This window comes from Onishia taeanensis (genome assembly GCF_900100755.1).
In the GTDB taxonomy this organism is placed as follows: Bacteria; Pseudomonadota; Gammaproteobacteria; order Pseudomonadales; family Halomonadaceae; genus Onishia; species Onishia taeanensis.
In genome coordinates this window covers 1-18,659 of record NZ_FNCI01000010.1, presented here as the reverse complement: position 1 = coordinate 18,659, position 18,659 = coordinate 1, and the positions used below count along the sequence as shown (strand labels likewise).

Sequence of the window (18,659 nt, the reverse complement as noted above, 5' to 3'; positions counted from 1 at the left end):
CTTAACTGGCCTTTCCTTCACGCGGCCACCGTCTGACCGCCACTAATGGACACGGTCGTTGCGGCTTGACGGCCGGCGTGATGAGCGCCCTTGCAGTGGCGTTTCTTACTGAATCCAAGAGGTCTTTCCATGCCTGTTCACCCGGGGCTCTCATACCGCCAACAGGGCTTGCTGCTGACGGGCGGCGGAGCCTTGGTCATGTCCCCTGATGCACTGCTGATCAAGCTGATCGACCTGCCGGATGCGCAGATGCTGATGTGGCGAGGCCTGATCTCGGCGCTGGGCTTTCTGCTGCTGGTGGTGGCGCGTCACGGGCGCAATACGGTCGCAGCCTATCGACGCTGCGGCGGCACCGGCATCATGGTGGCGCTGCTGTTCAGCCTGACCACCTGTGGTTTCGTGCTCGGCAATCAGTACACACGCGCCGGCAATGTGCTGATCATTCTCGCCTCGTCGTCGATCATTGCGGCGGGGCTCTCCTGGGTGATCCTCAAGGAGCGCCTGCCGCGTCGCACCTGGCTCGCGATCGGGGTGTGTATGGCAGGCATCACGATGATCGTGGCGGATGACGCCGGCACCGGCTCGCTGGTGGGCAATGGCTTTGCCCTGCTGGCGGCCACAACCCTGGCGCTGAACTTTACTCTGTGTCGCCGCCGGCCGGGCGTGGACATGAGCCCGATGCTGACCTTCGCGGGGCTGATCGTGGGGCTGGGTGGCGCGCTGGTGGCCAGTGCCGGGGGCGAGCTTGCGCTGCCGGATGGCGAGCGCTTATTGATGATCGTGGGGCTGTGTCTGGGGATCGTGCCGTTGGGCGTGACGCTGTTGCAGCGCGGGCCGCTGTACTTGCCCGCCGCCGAGGTGGGGCTGCTACTACTGCTTGAAGTAGTGGTGGGCACGCTATGGGCGTGGGGCATTCTCGGCGAGCGCCCCACGCCCATCGCCTTCGTCGGCGGCGCCCTGGTGCTGGGCACCCTGGTGGCCAAGGGGCTTTATGAGCGGCGATTGGAGCTCAGGGTGCGACAGGCCGTGTCAGGCGGCGACTAGCCCCGGCCCGGTATTGGCGGTTTGGCCTGCCTTGCCGCCTATGTCGTTCAACCCTAGCGAAGCTGGCTATCCTTGCTGCCACGACGGTTATAGCCGCTGACTGCTGAGCGGTGCTTGTCGCGCTCGCTCTGGCAGTTGATGCACAGGCGCACGCCCGGCACCGCCTCGCGCCGTGCCTGTGGAATCGCTTCGTCACATTCCTCGCAGTATTTGAGGCTTTCCCCACGGGGAAGCTCACTGCGTGCGCGTTCCAGGGCATCTTCTATCGTGCTGTCGATCTGCTCCTGCACGGCGCCATCTCTCGACCATCCACCGGCCATGTTCGTCTCCTTCGGCGCGACTGCGCCGGCCAGATATTTCGCTCGCGCTATATTTTTCGACTCTCGGGTTCTTGTACGGCGGCTATCGGCTGCTGCCTTCCCTTCGCTATTTCTTCAGTCTGGCGTATCGTCCGGCGGCATGCCATGGGCCGGCGCGCCGTCCACTGTCCTGTGCACGACGGCCCGGGGCTAGTGCATATGAGCGCTATCTAGGGCGAGTTGTTATCCCGGGCGATACATCTCGAAGCGCTGTTCGGGGGTGATCTCGAAGTAGTCCGCCGGGCCACCGCCGCGCAGGATGGGGCCGGCGTCGGCGGTCTGGTAGACGCCATCCTTGAGCAGAGTCTGATCGATATGCACGCCAACCACCTCGCCGAGCACCAGCCAGGTGTCGACGGCATCGCCCGCGGCAGAGGTGAGCTGCACAAGCTGGCTGAGCCGGCACTCGAAGACCACCCGCGCCTCGGCGACGTGGGGCACGCTGACCACCCGAGAAGCCGCCGGAGTCAGACCGGCCAGGGTGAATTCATCCACATCGGCATCGACCGCCGCACAGCTCTGATTCATGGGCTCGGCCAGTTCGCGAGTCGACAGCTGCCAGCAGAACTCGCCGGTGGCTTCGATGTTGCGCACGCTGTCCTTGTAGCCGACGCTTGCGAAACCGATGATCGGCGGCGTGTAGTTGAAGGCATTGAAGAAGCTATAGGGCGCCAGGTTGCGGATGCCATCGGCGCTCTGCGAGGAGATCCAGCCGATAGGGCGCGGCCCGATGATGGCATTGAAGGGGTTATGGGGCAGGCCGTGGCCGTCATCAGGGCGATAGAAATGCACGTTATCGGGCATGGAACCTCTCCGGGCGTGGGCGGATAGAGCTCAAGGCGAGCCGTCAGTATGCCGCTGGATATCAAGGTGGGCAAAACGAAAAAACCCCGGCATGGCCGGGGTCAAAATATTCGCAGGGGGCAGAGCTTAGTCTTCGTTAGCGGAGTCCACGCCGCTATCCGGTGCGACTTCGCCGTCTTTCAACATCGCATCGCTGTCTTGCTCGTCGAGGTGATTGGCGCTGTCATTGCCACCATCCTTGACGATCTGGCCATCTTCAAGCTTTGCGTCACTCTCAGATGTCATATCGCTGACTTCATTGGCGGAGTCGACGCCGTTATGGGTTGCCATTTCATCTTCATGGTGCTCGGCAAGAGCGGCTCCAGACATCATCATGGTGAGTGTCAGGGCAGAAGCTGTGGCCATAATGCGTTTCATAAGGTACCTCTCATCCAGTGAATGGCACTTCAAAACATTCATATTGCTGTACGAATGCTATACACAAATTATTCAAAAATTTGGTGGCGTGCAACCTTTTCATGCATGACAGATTTTTATAATCGGAATTGCACACGGTAATGGCGCTCGGCGTCACACCGTCTAAGACTAATAGAGCGGGTGAGAATTCCACCATCAAGGGGTGGTCAGCGAAGGCTCTTGGTTCGGCGCGACGTCCTTGATCAGCGCACATTCATGCCTTGAAGCGCGAGGAGGCGATCATGAGAGACATGCTAAGCAAGGGAAGCTGTACGTTAGGCGGCGCGGTGCTGCTGGGAGTCGGCTTGGGCCTGTATTTTATGGAGCAGTCGGGGCTGGCGTTCTTGGGGGCCTTGATGTCGGGGCTGGGCGCCGGGCTGATGCTGATGGCCGGTGGTTCCAGCGGGAGCGACTGACCCTGATCCCGGGATAGCAGGCTGCGATTGGCACGCTCGAACGATGCCTGCATGGGTGATGCTCAGGCGATCATCGGTGCAGAAGGCCGTGCAGGAAGGGGGAATGAGGGGTAGAGGCTCCCCCTGGTATCTTTTCGTCTGACGGACGTCGGATATCCAGGAGGAGCAGGCTAGGTTAGCCCTAAGCTATAAGCTACTACTTGATGCGTTGTAGCTCGCCGTTCAAGGCTTTGACGATGGTGTAGCACATCACTAGCATCACGACGGAGAACGGAATCGCTGTGGCGGTCACGCCGGCCTGCAGTGCCGAGAGCCCGCCTCCGAGCAGCAGTACGATGGCGATCAGGCCTTCCACCGTGGCCCAGAACATGCGCTGGGGACGCGGCGCATCGATCTTGCCGCCGGCGGTGATGGTATCGATTACCAGCGAGCCGGAGTCCGACGAGGTAATAAAGAAGATCAGCGCCAGGATGATGCCCAGAGTCGACGTCAGGCCAGATAGCGGCAGCTCGTTGAGCATGCCGAACAGCGATAGCTCGGGGCTGTAGTTGTCGATCACGTATTCCTTGACCAGGCTGCCGGCCGGGTTGGAATAGAGTTGTTCGAGGGCCGTGGCGCCGAACACGCCCATCCACAGGAAGATGCACATACTCGGGATCAGCAGCACGCAGATCACGAATTCACGTACCGTACGGCCGCGTGAGACACGGGCGATGAACATGCCGACGAACGGTGCCCAACTGATCCACCAGGCCCAATAGAAGATGGTCCAGGACTGGCGGAAGGCATCGTCATCGCGGCCGAAGGGCGCCGACAGCGGGATGAACTCGGTGACGTAGGCCTCTAGCCCGTTCCAGAAACCGGCGAGCGCCGCCAGGGTCGGACCTGCGAAGAGCACGAACAGGAAGAATACCACCGCCATCAGCATGTTGATCTCGGAAAGCCGCTTCACGCCGCCGTCCAGGCCGCGCCACACCGAGACTAGGGCCGCCGCGGTGACCATCACGATGACGGCGACTTGGGTGAAGTTGTTGACCTCCAGTCCGAAGACGAAATTCAACCCCGCGTTGGCCTGCTGGGCGCCGAGGCCAAGCGAGGTGGCCAGGCCGAACAGGGTGGAGAACACCGCCAAGATGTCGATGATGTGGCCCCACCAGCCCCAAACGCGGTCGCCCAGAATCGGGAAGAAGGCCGAGCGGATGGAGAAGGGCAGGCCCTTGTTGTAGGTAAAGATCGACAGCGCCAGCGCCATGACCACGTAGACGGCCCAGCCGTGGATGCCCCAGTGCAGATAGGTGCCGGCTAGACCCATTGCGGTGGCGTCGGCAATGGCGCCCGGATTCAGGGTGCCGTCGGCACCGAAGGGCGAGGGTACGTTCAGCGGCGAGGAGACGTTGGCGTGGTAGACCGGCTCCAGTACGCCGAAGAATAGCAGGCCGATACCGATGCCGGCAGCGAACAGCATCGCGAACCAGGAGAGGTAGCCGTATTCCGGTTTGGCATCGGGACCGCCCAGGCGGACCTTGCCGTAGGGCAGCACGGCCAGCGCTATGCTGAAGACGATGAAGAAATCCACCACGATCATGAAGTAGCTGTCGAGGGTGCCGGTGGAGAAGCTGACGATGGACTGGAAGATGCCGGCGGCCCGGCCGGGGAACACCAGGGTGAGGATGATGAAGACGACCGAGGACAGCGCTGAGATGGCGAAGACGCGGTTATGGATGTCGAAACCGAAGGGCCCCAGGCTTCCCTCGATATTGTCCTGGCCGACGGTATAGTCCGTCTGCATGTCGCTCGCCACGGGAGGTGGCGCCGGCTCTTGTGTATCGCTCATGAAAGACTGCTCCTGCTTAGGGGAAGCGAAAAAACTGAAAGAGTCTCTCATACGTCGGCCGGATCGTTTCAACGCAGGGCGGTCCGGCCGCGTATCAAAGCCTATTTCGGCGTGGCCTCATGGGGAAAGTGAGGCAGGTCCAGCAGCGCCGTCGGAAGCCCGGCGTCGCTGTGGGGTCAGGCTCGCTCGGTTCCAACTCTCGGGAAGCGTGACCGCGCCTCGAGATCATCCAGATCGATGGTGTTGCGCATGTACTGGACGCTGGCATCGAAGAACGGCTGGTGATCCCAGGGCGTCACCTTGCCCTTCATGTTGGCGCGGGCGACCAGCTTGCGGCGGCGCTGGCTGTCGAGCACGTCCTGGTGCAGTTGTTCGAGGTCCCAGCGGCTCGCGATTTCATCACGGAACTGCTTGCACTGGTCCTGGTGCTCGGGATCCTCGGCGAGGTTAGTCAGCTCCTGCGGGTCGGCCTCGAGGTCGAACAGCTGGTCCGGATCCGGGGTGGAGTGGACGAACTTGTAGCGGCCGCGACGAATCATCAGCAGCGGAGCGATGGCGCCTTCGCCGCAGTATTCGCCGATTATCTCGTCGTGGCCGCCCGTGCCGGTCAGGTGCGGGTTCAGGCTGCGGCCATCGATGGGCACCGCGTACTGAGGGGCCTGGCCGTCGTTGCCCCATTCGGCGAAGGTCGGCAGCAGGTCCATGGTGGAGACGGACTGCTTGACGCGGCCGGGAGTGAAGCGTCCCGGCGCATGCACGATCATCGGTACCCGGGCGGAGCCTTCGAACCAGCTCATCTTGTACCAGAGGCCACGCTCACCGAGCATGTCGCCGTGGTCGCCAGAGAAGACGATGATGGTGTTCTCTTCTAAGCCGCTCTCCCTCAGGGCCGTCAGTACCTTGCCGAGCTGGTCATCGACGTAGCTGATGGCGCCGTAGTAGGCATGACGTGCGTTACGGATCTGCGCATCGCTGATGGTGTCCTCGTCGCATTGATAGACCTGGCGCAGTCGCTTGGAGTGCGGGTCCATCAGCTCGCGCGAGTAGGGCACCTTGGGCATGTCGATCTCGTCGTGATCGTAGCGGTCCCAGTATTCCTGCGGAATGGTGTAGGGATCGTGGGGGTGGGTCAGCGAGACCGTCAGGCAGAAGGGCCGCTCCCGGTCGCTGCGCGCGTAGTCATAGAGGAAGCGCTGAGCGCGGAAGGTCACTTCGTCATCGAAGTCGAGCTGGTTGGAGCGCACGCAGGGCCCGGCCTGGGTGACCGATGACATGTTGTGGTAGTAGCTCGGGCGCTCCTCGACGTTCTCCCAGTCGACGAACCAGCCGAAGTCGGCCGGGTAGATGTCGGAGGTCAGACGCTCCTCGAAGCCGTGCAGCTGGTCCGGGCCGCAGAAGTGCATCTTGCCGGTCAGCGCGGTGAGGTAACCGGCGTCGCGCAGGTAGTGGGCGAAGGTCGGCGTATCGGCGGCCAGCTCGGCGGCGTTGTCGAAGCCGCCAATGCGGGAGGGCAATTGACCAGCCATCAGGGTGAAGCGTGAAGGAGCGCACAGCGGGCTGTTGCAGTAGGCCGAATCGAAGACCACGCCTTCTTCCGCCAGGCGTGACAGGTGCGGGGTCTTGGTAACCGGGTGTCCATAGAAGGCGAGTGATGGCGCGGCCATTTGGTCGGCCATGAGGAAGAGGATATTCGGCTTTTTATCGGACATTGAAAGGTGTCTCCCGAGAGGCGCAGGGGAATGCTTGCGGTCGGTTGACAGTCTCTATGCTAATCTCATTTCCCGTAAACGGGCTATTTTTTAATGGTTGGGATTAGTTCAGACAATGTTATTAACCAGCAAGCGGATATCCCCCAATGGGCTGCGGGTCTTCGAGTCGGCTGCCCGACACCTGAGCTTCACCGCCGCCGCCAAGGAGCTACGCTCCACCCAGTCGGCCGTCAGCCAGCAGGTGCGGGCCCTCGAGGAGCAGCTTGGCCTGCAACTGTTCGATCGCATTTATCGCGGCGTCCGCTTGACCGAGTCGGGTCAAGCGCTGTGCGAGGCCGTGCAGGCCGGGTTCGCGACCATCGAAAGCACGATCGAGCGCCTGCAGCAGCGGCATCGCAATCCGCGCCTTACCTTACTCACCGATTTTTCCCTGGCCTCGTATTGGCTGTTGCCGCGCCTGCCGGCCTTTCGTCAGCGACACCCGCACATCGACGTGCGGATCATGACCAATCAGGGGGGCTTCGACTGGCGGGAGCAGGAGGTCGATATCGCCATCGTGTTCGCCGACCAGCGTGGGCTTGAAGGGATACCGCGGCTGCTCGACGAGGAGGTCTTTCCGGTCTGCAGCCCCGGATTTCTGGCCGAGTACGGCCCGATAGATGACCTGGCGAGTCTTGGCGAGGTGCCGCTGTTGACGCTGACCGCCGACCAGGGCCAGAAGTGGTTGGATTGGCCCGGGTATTTCGAGCGCATGGGAGGACCGCTGCATCAGGCGCCCTCGGAGCTGACCTTCAATAACTATCCGCTTCTGCTGCAGGTGGCCATCGCCGGCCAGGGAGTGGGGCTTGGCTGGCGGGGTATGGTTGAGAACCAGCTCGAGCGCGGCATGCTGGTGGGACTTGAGTCGCTCAGCCTGAGCACCGACAACGGCTATGGGGTGATCGATATCCACGCGGAGGATCAAAGCCCGGCCAAGCAGGCCTTTCTGGAGTGGATTCTGACCAGCGACTGATGATCGGTGACTGAGCAGCAAGATCGGGGCACGGGCGCTGTTCATAAACAAAAAGCCCCCGCTTGGCCTCTCGGCGGCGGGGGCAAAGGGAGAAACGGTAGGTCCGGCGGCGGGGCTTAGCCCAGGGCGGCGATGCCTGCCTTGGCGATCTGTACATCCTGGTCTGGTTTGACGCCGGACACGCCCACGGTGCCGGCAATGCGGCCGTCGTGTAGCACCGGAACCCCGCCTGACAGGGTGGCGGTCAGCGGAGCGGACAGGAAGGCGGTGCGGCCGTTATTGATCATCTCCTCGAAGGCCTGGGTTTCCTTGCCGCCCAGTGCCGAGCTGCGGGCTTTCTCGGAGGCTACCGAAGGCGTCATCGGTGCGGCGCCATCGAGGCGGCGCAGGGCCAGTAGGTGGCCGCCGTCATCGGCAACCGCGATGGCCACGGCCCAGCCGTTGGCTTCCGCTTCTTTCTGCGCGGCGTCGAGGATGGTGTTGGCATCGGCGAGGGTCAGTACGGATTTGGTCTGCATGGAATGCTCCTATGGGGTGTGTGAAAGTGGATGGTTGAGCGGCGCAGGCTCATGTTAGCGCCTCATCGACGATCTCGATCCAGTGGCGAACCGGGGTGCGGCCGGCACCGGCCAGGTGGGTCTGGCAGCCAATGTTCGCCGTTACGATCATTTCCGGGTCGCCGGCCTCCAGGGCGTCGAGCTTGTTGTCGCGCAGCTGGGTGGCCAGTTCTGGCTGGGTGATCGAATAGGTACCCGCCGAGCCACAGCACAGATGGCCATCCTGCACCGGGGTGAGCGAGAAGCCTAGCCTGGTGAGCACGCCCTCGACGCTGCCCGCAAGTTTCTGGGCGTGCTGCAGGGTGCAAGGGCAGTGGAAGGCTAGCCGCTTCTTATCCTGAATGCTCAGGTCGTCCAGGTCCTCGTTGGCCAGCAGCTCGCCGAGGTCCTTGGCCATCGCGCTGACGCGGGCGGCTTTCTCGGCATAGGCGGGGTCGTCGGCCAGTGCTTCGCCATATTCCTTGACCATGGCCCCGCAGCCGCTAGCAGTCTGCACGATGGCTTCGCAGCCGGCCTCCAGGTGCGGCCACCAGGCGTCGATATTGGCGCGCATGCGCTCTCGGCCGGCGTCCTGAGCATTCAGGTGGAAATCGATGGCGCCACAGCAGCCCGCCTCGGGTGCCGGGGTCAGGCCGATGCCGAGCTTGTCCAGCACCCGGGCGGTGGCAGCATTGGTATTGGGCGAGAGGCCTGGCTGCACGCAGCCCTCGAGAATCAGCATCTGGCGGGCATGGCGCTTGCCCTCGGGGCGCTTGCCGGCATCCACCGGCGCCGGCGGCATCTTGCTCTTGAGTCGCCCCGGCACCAGCGGTTTGAAGGCGGTGCCCAGGGTCAGCAGGGCCTTGAATCGAGCCGGCTCGACCAGTGCCTTGCGCAGCCCGAAGCGCAGGCTGCGCTCCGGCAGGCTTCTGGGTACCCGACGTTCGATTTCGGCGCGGCCGATGTCGAGCAGCTTGTGGTATTCGACGCCGGAGGGACAGGTCGTCTCGCAGTTGCGGCAGGTCAGGCAGCGGTCTAGGTGTAGCCGGGTCTCCTCGGTGACCTGATCGTCGTCATCGCGGCTCTCCAGCAGTTCCTTCATCAGGTAGATGCGACCGCGAGGCCCATCGCGCTCGTCGCCGAGCAGCTGATAGGTCGGGCAGGTGGCGTTGCAGAAGCCGCAGTGCACGCAACTGCGCAATACCCGGTCGGCTTCACGGATATGCGGCTTCTGGAGATCATCTTGGCTGAAATGCGTCTGCATCGGGCTCTCTCTTCGGGCTGTCTCATCAGGCGTTCCCGGCGTGCTGCTTTCCGGGAGCCGTTCGAGCGGTGACCGAGTTCAGAAGTCGCCGTAGAGGCGGCCGGGGTTAAAGATTCCGTTCGGGTCGAGTTTGGCCTTGAGGCGACGGTGGTATTTGGCGATGACCGGGGCCAGCGGCGTGAAGGGCTCTGCCGCACCTTGGGGGCGGCCCTGTGCGTCGCTGGCGCCCAGGCAGGTGGCATGACCCCCGTATCTGCTGGCGGCGGCGCGCACCTCCTCGGCATCGGCATCGGTCTTCACCCAGCGCTGGGCACCGCCCCAATCGAAGAGGGTATCGCCTTCCAGTGAAAGCGGCGGGGTATGGTTGGGTAAAGAAAGCCGCCAGAGAGGCCGGGTATCGCCAGCGAAGAAGGGTAAACGCAGGTCTCGCAGCGCCTGCCAGAAGCTATCCTTGAGCTCGTCGCCGCCGAGACGCTCACGGGTCGCGGCCACTGAGCTAGCACCGCCCTCCAGACGCAGGTGCAGGGCGCCCTCCAGGTAGGTGGCGGCGGTGATCGGCAGTGGCTGGCGGCCCCACTCGGTGAGCCGGTCCAGCGCTTTTCCCAGCGGCATGTCCAGGTGCAGGCTGGCGCTGGCGGCGGGCTTGGGCAGCACCTTCATCGACACTTCACTGACGACGCCGAGGGTGCCCTGGGCTCCGACCATCAGGCGCGAGAGGTCGTAGCCGGCGACGTTTTTCATCACCTCGCCGCCAAAGCGCAGTTCGCGGCCGGCGCGATCGATCACGCGGGTGCCGAGCACGAAGTCGCGCACCGCGCCAGACCAGGGGCGGCGTGGGCCGGATAGCCCGGTGGCAACCATGCCGCCGACGGTGCTGGCGGCACCGAAGCGAGGCGGTTCGCAGCCGAGCATCTGGCCCTGTGCGTCGAGTGCCGCCTCGAGCTCCTCAAGCGGCGTGCCGGCACGCGCCGAGACGATCAGCTCGACCGGATCGTAATGGGTGATACCGCGATGGGCGTCCAGTGACAGCGGCGTGCCTTCCACCGTTCGGCCGTAAAAGCCTCGGGTGTCGCCTCCGACGATTCTCAGCGGCGAGCCCGCGGCGTCTGCCTGGCGGATGCGCTCGCCGAGTTCCGCGCTCGCGTCTTGATCGCGGGGTGATGTGTAGTGTTCAGACATGATGAGTCCTTGTGCGTCTCGCCTGCGCCGCGGTGCTAGCCTCTAAGTCGCCGTGGCTGCCTTGATCGGAACCGGGAAAGCGTGCGCTTAAAACCGCGGCAGCTATCGATTAAAACCGCGGCAGCTCTGGATGTGGCAACTCGTTGTTGTGCACGTGCATGGCGCCGAACTCGGCACAGCGCTGCAGGGTCGGGATGTTCTTGCCCGGGTTGAGTAGCCGGTGCTCGTCGAAGGCCGCCTTGACCGCATGGAAGGCCGTGATCTCATCGGGCTGGAACTGGGCGCACATCTGATTGATCTTCTCGCGCCCCACGCCGTGTTCGCCGGTGATGCTGCCCCCGGCCTCGACGCAGAGTTCGAGAATCTTGCCGCCGACTTCTTCGGCAAGCTCGAGCTCGCCCGGCTGGTTGGCATCGAACAGGATCAGCGGATGCATATTGCCGTCGCCGGCATGGAAGACGTTGGCAACACGCAGCCCCGATTCCTCGGAAAGCCGGGCGATGCCCTTGAGCACGCCTGGCAGGGCGCGACGCGGGATGGTGCCGTCCATGCAATAGTAGTCGGGCGACATGCGGCCCACGGCGGGGAAGGCATTCTTGCGACCGGCCCAGAAGCGCGCCCGCTCGGCTTCGTCGCGGGCCTGCTGGATATCCGTGGCGCCGGCGGTTTTGAGCACGCTTCGCACCGTCTCGCAGTCATCGGCGACGTCGGCTTCCACGCCGTCGAGCTCGCAGAGCAGAATGGCTTCGGCTTCGACCGGATAGCCGGCCTTGACGAAGTCCTCGGCGGCGCGGATCGCCAGCTTGTCCATCATCTCGAGGCCGCCAGGGATGATGCCTGCGGCGATGATCTCGCCAACGGCGCGGCCGGCTTTCTCGACGTCGTCGAAGCTGGCCATCAGCACCTTGGCGGTCTCGGGCTTGGGCAGCAGCTTGACGGTGATTTCGGTGATCACGCCGAGCATACCCTCGCTGCCGGTAAATAGGGCCAGCAGATCAAAGCCCGGTGTGTCGAAGGCCTCGGACCCTAGGGTCATGCGCTCGCCTTCGATGGTCATGACCTCGACCTTGAGCACGTTATGCACCGTCAGGCCGTACTTCAGGCAGTGTACGCCGCCGGCGTTCTCGGCGACGTTGCCGCCGATCGAGCAGGCAATCTGCGAGGAAGGGTCGGGCGCATAATAGAGCCCATGGGGGGCGGCCGCCTCGGAGATCGCCAGGTTGCGAACGCCGGGCTGAACGCGCGCGACGCGGGCCTCGGGGTCGACCTCGAGGATGCGTTTGAAGCGCGACATCACCAGCAGCACGCCCTGTTCGAGTGGCAGGGCACCGCCGGAAAGGCCGGTGCCGGCACCGCGGGTGACCACCGGCACACCCAGCGCATGGCAGCGGCGCAGCAGCGTCTCGACCTGGTCGAGGGTCTCGGGCAGTGCCACCAGCATGGGCAACACCTGGTACACCGATAGGCCGTCGCATTCGAAGGGGCGCAGGTCTTCCTCGTGGTGCAGCAGGGTCAGATCCGGAATGGCCCGACTCAGGTCGGCGAGCACGTCGGCCTTGTCATGGGGCGCAATCGCGCCGTCGAGATGTTCATCGTAGAGGATGTTCATGGTCAGTCTCCGATCATCCAGGCATTGGCTCACAGAGTTTGCCGGTCTGGGCCACCGCTGGCTTATTGCCGCATATCACTCAATCTGAGGATTCTGACGTCGACTGTCTAGTGGTTGGTACATTGGTTTGGCCAATCTTTAGTCTAATTGTGGAAATTAATTCCATGTAGATAGTTGGCTACCGATAGCGGCATGGCAGCGGTGAGCGGTCGAGCGGTTTTGCTAGTGCCAGAGCGAGGGTCTGCGATAATTACGTTGATAGTACTTTTAGCTTGAGTATCGACAGGCCAGTTTGATGAATCCTATCTTGGAGTTGTCACCGTGAAACATGAGCCCGCCCCATGACCGACTTCGCCGAGCTGTATGCCTCGCTTGCTGGCGTGCAGCGCGAGATGGCGGAAAAGCTCGCGAGGTTGCGAGCCATGCGCCCCTTCTTCATCGATTTGTCACTGCGCGAAAACGCCGTGGGCGCCAGTCGTGGGCAAACGCTCGATGCGAAAATCACCATACTCTCGCGCCTGCGCCAGTTCGGCTTCGATGACATCTTGTTGGGTACCCTCGACTACGCGATGCCTGACGAACCGACTGTCGATGACGATTTCATGGTTTATCTGCGTGATCATGATGTCGATCGACGCGGCTGCTTCGCTTTCACCCAGGTGGGCACCTTGGATGATGATGGCCGCTTCTTGCCCGATCATTCGCAATACAAACTGCGGGATTACGCGGTACCCAATACCTTGCATCAGTTAGCCCTGGGCTGGCGCGGCCGCCAGACTGAGCAACAGCGCGAAGCCTTGGCGTCACGCCTGGCGGCTTCTATCGCCTGGCTGCACGACAATGTCGTCGGGGAAGATGGCGGGCCGCCGCGCATCATCGTCAACGTGATAGATGGCTGTGACGGCTTTGTCACTGATGCAGAATCCATGTGTTGGGTGTTTGACTGGCTTGCCGGACAAGCCATCGAGGGCGTTAGTTTCGAAGACCCTCGAGGCACTTTTCTGCCTTTTCAGGTAGGCGCTTTCGTCGAGATGGCCAGGGCGTTCACGCCTCCCCCTCTAAAATTGCTGGTGCACCTTCATGCAGGCAACGGCATGGAAAATGCCGCCGCTATTGAAGCGTTGCTAAAGGGGGCTGATGGTGTTTGGGGAGCCCTCTCCAAGCAGGCGGCCGTCATCGGGCATGCCTCTTCCAGCGAGCTGATCGCTAATCTTGTGCGCTTGGGCAACCCGCATCTAGGTGAGCGCTTTCGTCTCGAGCGGCTGTTGCCTTTGACCCGGGCGCTGCGCCGCGAACTCGAGGGCGATACACCCGTGGACTGGCCGATCATCGGCGACAACGCCTACCGTCTTCCGCTGAGCGATTTCCGGCAACGCAATGGGCGATTCATGGACTTGCCTCCGGAGCGCATCGGCGGACGCTATCGCTACCGCCTCTGCCCACAAGTCAGTGATACCGAAGTCATCGCGGGGCGTTTGGCCGAAGTCACCGGCCAGTCAATGGAAACCTTTGGCGCTTCGCACCTGTTGGAGATGATGCGACTGATGCGTCGCGAGATTCGACGCGGATCGCCGCTTCTTTATGATGACCCCGACACCCTGCTCGCCCTTTATCGCCGCGCCCAGGCGAGTCATGCCGAGCCGTCAGTGTCTTGGGGCAGGGAGGACTCACCGTCTCAGGAAAGTGGCAATGATGCACTCGCGCCGCTGCTCGATGACGACACCGACATTTATCGTGCGCTGCTCGAGTCGACTCAGGCGATACCCTGGCGTATCGATTGGGAAACCTTGCGCTTTACCTATGTGGGTCCACAGATCGCTGAGCTGCTGGGGTGGCCGGCCGACAGCTGGGAGTCGATAGAGGACTGGGCCGAGCGTATGCATCCTGAAGACCGCGATGATGTCGTCGATTATTGCGTGATGCAGTCGCGCTCAGGTATTGACCATGAAGCGGATTACCGTGCCTTGACCCAGAGTGGGGATTTTCGCTGGGTGCGTGACGTCGTGCATGTGGTGCGCGACAAACAGGGGCAGGTAGAAGCGCTGGTCGGATTCATGTTCGACATCCATGATCGCAAGCTCGGTGAGCAGGAGCGACTGGCGTTGCAGCGCCGTTTAGAAACCCTTTCCTTCCAGGATGGCCTGACCGAAATTGCGAATCGACGCATGTTCGATGGGCAGCTGATGGATGAATGGCTAGCGGCGCAAAAAGAGGCCTCTCAATTGTCACTCATCCTGGTGGATGTGGACCATTTCAAGCAGTACAACGACCACTATGGCCATTTGGCTGGCGACGATTGCCTTAGGCGGGTTGCTAAATTGCTGGGAGAGGCTTGCTCCGAAGGCCTGCTGGCCCGCTATGGGGGCGAGGAGTTCGTCTTGTTGCTGCCGGGATGTGGGCCGGAAGTGGCACAGGACATTGCCGAATCTTGTCGGCGGCATGTGGATAAAGCGGCGATTGAACATATCGCCTCGGCGGAGCTAGGCAACATCACGATTAGCGTTGGGGTGGGCAGCATGGTGCCGAGAGTCGATGATGAAGTGGAGGACTTCGTTACCGCCGTGGACAGTGCGCTCTATCGCGCCAAGCAAGAGGGACGTAATCGCGTCATCAGCTGTTTGATGGACCGCGCCAAGGTCGGCGCGGTCCAGCACTGACGGTGTCTGGCATCAACCGCCCAGTAGGCCATCGGATATGTGTAGCCCATAGAAGGCGAACAGGCCGATCAGACCCGCCGCGGTCACGTAGTAGATCGTTGGCAGGATCGTCTTGCGCAGGGTGATGCCTTCACGACCCAGCAGGCCGACGGTTGCCGAGGCGGCGACCACGTTGTGGATGGCGATCATGTTGCCGGCGGCGGCGCCGACCGCCTGCAGGGCCACCATCATGGCGGTGGACAGCCCCAGCTGCTGCGCGACGTTGAACTGGAAGTCGGACAGCATCAGGTTCGAGACGGTGTTGGAACCGGCGATGAAGGCCCCCAGGGCACCAACGGCCGGTGCGAACAGCGGATAGACATGGCCCACGCTATCGGCCACCAGCTGCGCCATGGCCACCGGCATCGAGGCCAGATCGGCGGTATTGACGCCGGAGTTGATCAGGATGCGTACCATGGGAATGGTGAACAGCAGCACGAAGCCAGCGCCCAGCAGGGTCTTCGAGGACTCATGGAAGGCGGCTTTGACCTCTGAGCCACGCATGCGATGCAGGACGATGGTGACCAGTACCACCGCGAGCAGAATGCCGCCCGGCAGGTAGAGCGGTTGGATGCTACCGGAAACGCCGGCCTCGCCAAGGATGTTGCTCCAGGACAGGCTCAGCGAGGTCAGTGCCTGCTTGAGGGGGTCGATGGTGCGCGAGGCGACCAGGAAGATGGCCAGCAGCACGTAGGGCACCCAGCCCATCAAGGTGGACATCGGCGCCTTGCCGGTGACGTCATCGAGCTTGATCTCGAGCTTGCCGATCCACTCGTCAGGCCAGGAGCTGGATTCGGGGAAGTCCCAGGTGTCCTGAGGCAGCAGGAAACCGCGTCGCGCAGCCGGTACGACGATGGCCAAGCCGACCATGGCACCGATCATGGACGGGAACTCCGGGCCTAGAAGAACGCCGGCCAGCATGTAAGGCACCACGAAACAGGCACCGGCAAACAGGGCGAAGGGGGCAATCGACAGGCCTTCCTTCCAAGAGCGGTTGGCGCCGAAGAAACGCACCATCATCAGCACCAGCAGCAGCGGCATCAAGAGCCCGACGATGCCGTGAATGATCGCCACCTCAGAGGTGATCAGCCGGAAATATTCGAGCCAGCTGCCGCCGCTGGCGGTCAACTGTTCGGTGATGCCGGCTTTGTCCAGGCCGCCGCTGACCCCGACCACGATCGGCGTGCCCACGGCACCGAAGGAGACCGGCGTGGACTGGATCATCATGCCGACCATGACCGCGGCCAGCGCCGGGAAGCCGAGGGCCACCATCAGCGGTGCCGCCACGGCAGCCGGTGTGCCGAAGCCCGAAGCGCCCTCGATGAAGCAGCCAAACAGCCAGGCGACGATGATCGCCTGCACCCGGCGATCCGGGCTAATGCCCGAGAAACCGTTGCGGATTGCGGCGATGCCACCGGAATGCTTCAGGGTGTTGAGAAGCAGGATGGCGCCAAAGATGATCCACAGGATCGCTACCGTCAGCATCAAACCCTGCAGGGTCGATGCCAAGACACGGTTGGCCGTCATGTCCCAGGCGAACAGGGCGATGGCGGCAGTCACCACATAGACGATGGGCATGGCCTGTCGTGCCGGCATACGAAAGCCGATCAGCAACACGCCAGCCAACAGCAGTGGCATGAAGGCGAGCAGGGCGAGTAGGGTTTGACTCATGAGGCAGCAATCCTTGTTTTCGTTGGGTGGAAGGGAGGTGCCGAGGACATAAGATGGTTAGGTTAGTAACCGATACTACGGCTTGGCACCATAAGGCCGGATGGCGTGGCTGGCTACTGTTGGGTAATTGGTATGACCAATGGGTATTTGGCTCGATAAGTAGGCCCATCCCATTGATATAAAAGAATTGTTTTCCTCAGTGTGGCCCCTTTTTGCAAAAGTTTGCGGTGTTTTGGGGCGCGATTTTTAGACTAATGGACAGGTAGGAGACTCCATGAGCCGAGTGCTTTATGAACTGTGTGGGATAGATGACGAGCTGCTCTTTTCGCCCTTCTGCTGGCGGGTGCGCTATGCGCTGGCGCATAAGGGGCTCGATGCAGAGACCCGGCCATGGCGTTTTGCCGAGAAAGACGCCATCGCCTTCTCGGGGCAAGGGCTGGTGCCGGTACTGGTCGACGGCGATGAGGTGGTCAGCGACAGCTTCGAGATCATGCGCTATCTGGACCGGGTCTATCCCGACAAGCCGCTACTGGGAAGCCCGGAAGCCGAAGCGAGGGCGCGTTTCTTCAAGCACTACGCGGAGCGCTCGCTGGCGCCGGGCATGATGCGCACCATCGTCATGGATCTTTACAACGCGATTGACCCCGGTGACCGGGAGTACTTCCGTACTACCCGCGAGAAGCGCTTCGGGCGCACCCTGGAGGAAATGCATTCGCCAGCTAAGGGTCTGAGCATGCTCGATCAGGCGCTGGCGCCATTGCGTGGGCGCCTGGAGGAAAGTGACTTCATGGATGGCGAGGCACCCGGTGCCGCGGACTACCTGCTGTTTGGCAACTTCATGTGGGCACGCACGGTGTCGACGGCGGACCTGCTGTCCAACGCTGACCCCGTGCATGGCTGGATGGAGCGCATGCTGGATACGCATGGCGGCCTGGGTCGCAGCGCCAAGCGCATCGTCGATATTCAGGGTGCCTACGACCAGTGAGGCCGCCCCGAGCGCCAGGCGAGGCGCTCAGCACTGCAACGCCATCAGGCGTGGATAGAAAAACGCCCCGCTCTGAGTGAACTGCACCCCGAAAGTTGGACACCCAATCCAACCTTCGGGGTGTTTTTATGAGCAAACGATACGACGAGTGGTTCAAGCTCCAGGTGGCACAGCAGTGCTTGCACGATGGCACCAGCTTGAGAGAGGTCGCCCGGCAGCATGGCTTGGACCATTCTTTGGTACGGACATGGCGGGAGAGCTACCGTCAGCATGGCGTGGAGGGCCTACGCAAGTCATACACTCACCGCAGCGCGGGGTTCAAGCTACAGGTCCTAGAGACAATGTGGCGAGAGGGATTGTCACGACGTCAGACGGAGGCCCTATTCGATATCCGCGAGAGCGGCGCCATTGGCAGATGGGCGGATCAGTACCATAGTGGTGGCCTGACGGCACTAGAGCCAAAGCGCAAGGGGTGCCCCCCGATGACCAAGAAACCGTCTTCCCCGCTCCCGGATGATGAGCGCTCTCATAAGGAATTGCTTGAGGAACTCGCCTATCTGCGAGCGGAAAATGCCTATCTAAAAAAGCTCGATGCCTTAATCCGGGAGCAAGAAGCAGCAACGCGGGGCAAAAAGCCCAGACCGTCCAAGGATTAAGGCATGACCATTCTCTGGCTCTGCTGCTGCGTGCAGCTGAGCTGCCGCGCAGCACGTTCTACTATCAGACTCAGGCCTTGGGCGCTGACGACCGGTACGCATCTCTGAAGGCGCGTATCCGCGCGATCTATGACCACCACAGAGGGCGCTATGGCTACCGGCGCATCACCGCCGTGTTGCGCCAGGCAGGCGAGATGGTCAACCACAAGACCATCCAGCGGCTGATGCAACAGCTGGGCTTGAAGTCCCTGGTTCGTCCTAAACGGTATCGGGCGTATCGAGGAGCCGAGGGTTACGCGGCTCCGAATACGCTACGGCGTCGGTTTCAGGCCCAGCGACCCAATCAGCGTTGGGTGACAGACATTACCGAGTTCAAGATCAAGGATCAGAAACTCTACTTGTCACCGGTCATGGATCTATACAACGGCG

General features: G+C 62.3%; 16 protein-coding genes and 1 pseudogene. 7 read left to right on the top strand and 10 right to left on the bottom strand.

What is annotated here, in order from left to right; genetic code table 11:
* The first annotated feature begins 198 nt into the window (after nt 1-198).
* Nucleotides 199-1,044: a DMT family transporter gene (locus BLR71_RS12180; protein ID WP_340147972.1), complete on the top strand. Its 846-nt coding sequence runs from the start codon at nt 199-201 to the stop codon at nt 1,042-1,044.
* A gap of 53 nt (nt 1,045-1,097) precedes the next feature.
* Here BLR71_RS12180 and BLR71_RS12175 read toward each other — a convergent pair whose 3' ends face one another.
* From BLR71_RS12175 to BLR71_RS12165, 3 genes are all read right to left on the bottom strand, one after another.
* A complete protein-coding gene (locus tag BLR71_RS12175; RefSeq protein ID WP_092526704.1) occupies nt 1,098-1,364 on the bottom strand; it encodes a DksA/TraR family C4-type zinc finger protein in 267 nt (88 codons plus the stop codon).
* A 222-nt stretch (nt 1,365-1,586) separates the two neighbouring features.
* On the bottom strand, nt 1,587-2,207 hold the full coding sequence (locus tag BLR71_RS12170; protein WP_092526701.1) for a flavin reductase family protein: 621 nt from the start codon (nt 2,205-2,207) through the stop codon (nt 1,587-1,589).
* Nucleotides 2,208-2,333: 126 nt separating this feature from the next.
* Entirely contained in the window at nt 2,334-2,624 is a 291-nt protein-coding gene (locus BLR71_RS12165) for a hypothetical protein (RefSeq protein WP_092526698.1), read from the bottom strand.
* 281 nt (nt 2,625-2,905) lie between these two features.
* Between BLR71_RS12165 and BLR71_RS17655 the strand changes: the two genes are divergently transcribed.
* On the top strand, nt 2,906-3,079 hold the full coding sequence (locus tag BLR71_RS17655; RefSeq protein ID WP_175491670.1) for a hypothetical protein: 174 nt from the start codon (nt 2,906-2,908) through the stop codon (nt 3,077-3,079).
* Nucleotides 3,080-3,275: 196 nt separating this feature from the next.
* Here BLR71_RS17655 and BLR71_RS12160 read toward each other — a convergent pair whose 3' ends face one another.
* Together BLR71_RS12160 and betC are read right to left on the bottom strand one after the other, a co-directional pair.
* Nucleotides 3,276-4,913: a BCCT family transporter gene (locus BLR71_RS12160; RefSeq protein ID WP_092526695.1), complete on the bottom strand. Its 1,638-nt coding sequence runs from the start codon at nt 4,911-4,913 to the stop codon at nt 3,276-3,278.
* 176 nt (nt 4,914-5,089) lie between these two features.
* Complete coding sequence (gene betC, locus BLR71_RS12155) at nt 5,090-6,622, bottom strand: choline-sulfatase (RefSeq protein ID WP_092526692.1); 1,533 nt, start codon at nt 6,620-6,622, stop codon at nt 5,090-5,092.
* Nucleotides 6,623-6,737: 115 nt separating this feature from the next.
* On the opposite strand from betC, the gene BLR71_RS12150 reads away from it, so the two are divergent.
* Nucleotides 6,738-7,634 (top strand): LysR substrate-binding domain-containing protein, encoded by an 897-nt coding sequence (locus BLR71_RS12150; protein WP_092526689.1) that lies wholly within the window; start codon nt 6,738-6,740, stop codon nt 7,632-7,634.
* 116 nt (nt 7,635-7,750) lie between these two features.
* Here BLR71_RS12150 and BLR71_RS12145 read toward each other — a convergent pair whose 3' ends face one another.
* The 4 genes from BLR71_RS12145 to glcD all read right to left on the bottom strand — a co-directional run bounded on the left by BLR71_RS12145 (nt 7,751) and on the right by glcD (nt 12,222).
* On the bottom strand, nt 7,751-8,152 hold the full coding sequence (locus BLR71_RS12145) for a GlcG/HbpS family heme-binding protein (RefSeq protein WP_092526685.1): 402 nt from the start codon (nt 8,150-8,152) through the stop codon (nt 7,751-7,753).
* 49 nt (nt 8,153-8,201) lie between these two features.
* Nucleotides 8,202-9,434 (bottom strand): glycolate oxidase subunit GlcF, encoded by a 1,233-nt coding sequence (gene glcF / locus BLR71_RS12140; RefSeq protein WP_092526682.1) that lies wholly within the window; start codon nt 9,432-9,434, stop codon nt 8,202-8,204.
* A 78-nt stretch (nt 9,435-9,512) separates the two neighbouring features.
* The gene (gene glcE, locus BLR71_RS12135) at nt 9,513-10,613 is read right to left on the bottom strand and encodes a glycolate oxidase subunit GlcE (RefSeq protein WP_092526679.1); all 1,101 of its coding nucleotides are present in this window, start codon (nt 10,611-10,613) and stop codon (nt 9,513-9,515) included.
* A 109-nt stretch (nt 10,614-10,722) separates the two neighbouring features.
* Complete coding sequence (gene glcD / locus BLR71_RS12130; RefSeq protein WP_092526676.1) at nt 10,723-12,222, bottom strand: glycolate oxidase subunit GlcD; 1,500 nt, start codon at nt 12,220-12,222, stop codon at nt 10,723-10,725.
* Between the two features lie 341 nt (nt 12,223-12,563).
* On the opposite strand from glcD, the gene BLR71_RS17930 reads away from it, so the two are divergent.
* Nucleotides 12,564-14,879 carry a diguanylate cyclase domain-containing protein gene (locus tag BLR71_RS17930; protein WP_245696434.1) on the top strand — a complete coding sequence of 772 codons (2,316 nt, stop codon included), beginning with the start codon at nt 12,564-12,566 and terminating at the stop codon, nt 14,877-14,879.
* A gap of 12 nt (nt 14,880-14,891) precedes the next feature.
* On the opposite strand, the gene BLR71_RS12120 is transcribed toward BLR71_RS17930, so the two are convergent.
* Nucleotides 14,892-16,589: an L-lactate permease gene (locus BLR71_RS12120; protein ID WP_092526673.1), complete on the bottom strand. Its 1,698-nt coding sequence runs from the start codon at nt 16,587-16,589 to the stop codon at nt 14,892-14,894.
* A gap of 274 nt (nt 16,590-16,863) precedes the next feature.
* Between BLR71_RS12120 and BLR71_RS12115 the strand changes: the two genes are divergently transcribed.
* The 3 genes and pseudogenes from BLR71_RS12115 to BLR71_RS12105 form a co-directional block, all read left to right on the top strand.
* Nucleotides 16,864-17,574, top strand: a complete 711-nt coding sequence (locus tag BLR71_RS12115; protein ID WP_092526670.1) for a glutathione S-transferase N-terminal domain-containing protein — start codon at nt 16,864-16,866, stop codon at nt 17,572-17,574.
* A gap of 128 nt (nt 17,575-17,702) precedes the next feature.
* Nucleotides 17,703-18,230 carry a helix-turn-helix domain-containing protein gene (locus BLR71_RS18115; protein ID WP_092526667.1) on the top strand — a complete coding sequence of 176 codons (528 nt, stop codon included), beginning with the start codon at nt 17,703-17,705 and terminating at the stop codon, nt 18,228-18,230.
* Nucleotides 18,215-18,659 (top strand): annotated as a pseudogene (locus tag BLR71_RS12105) (IS3 family transposase); the annotation flags it as partial. The gene BLR71_RS18115 and the pseudogene BLR71_RS12105, both read left to right, overlap by 16 nt.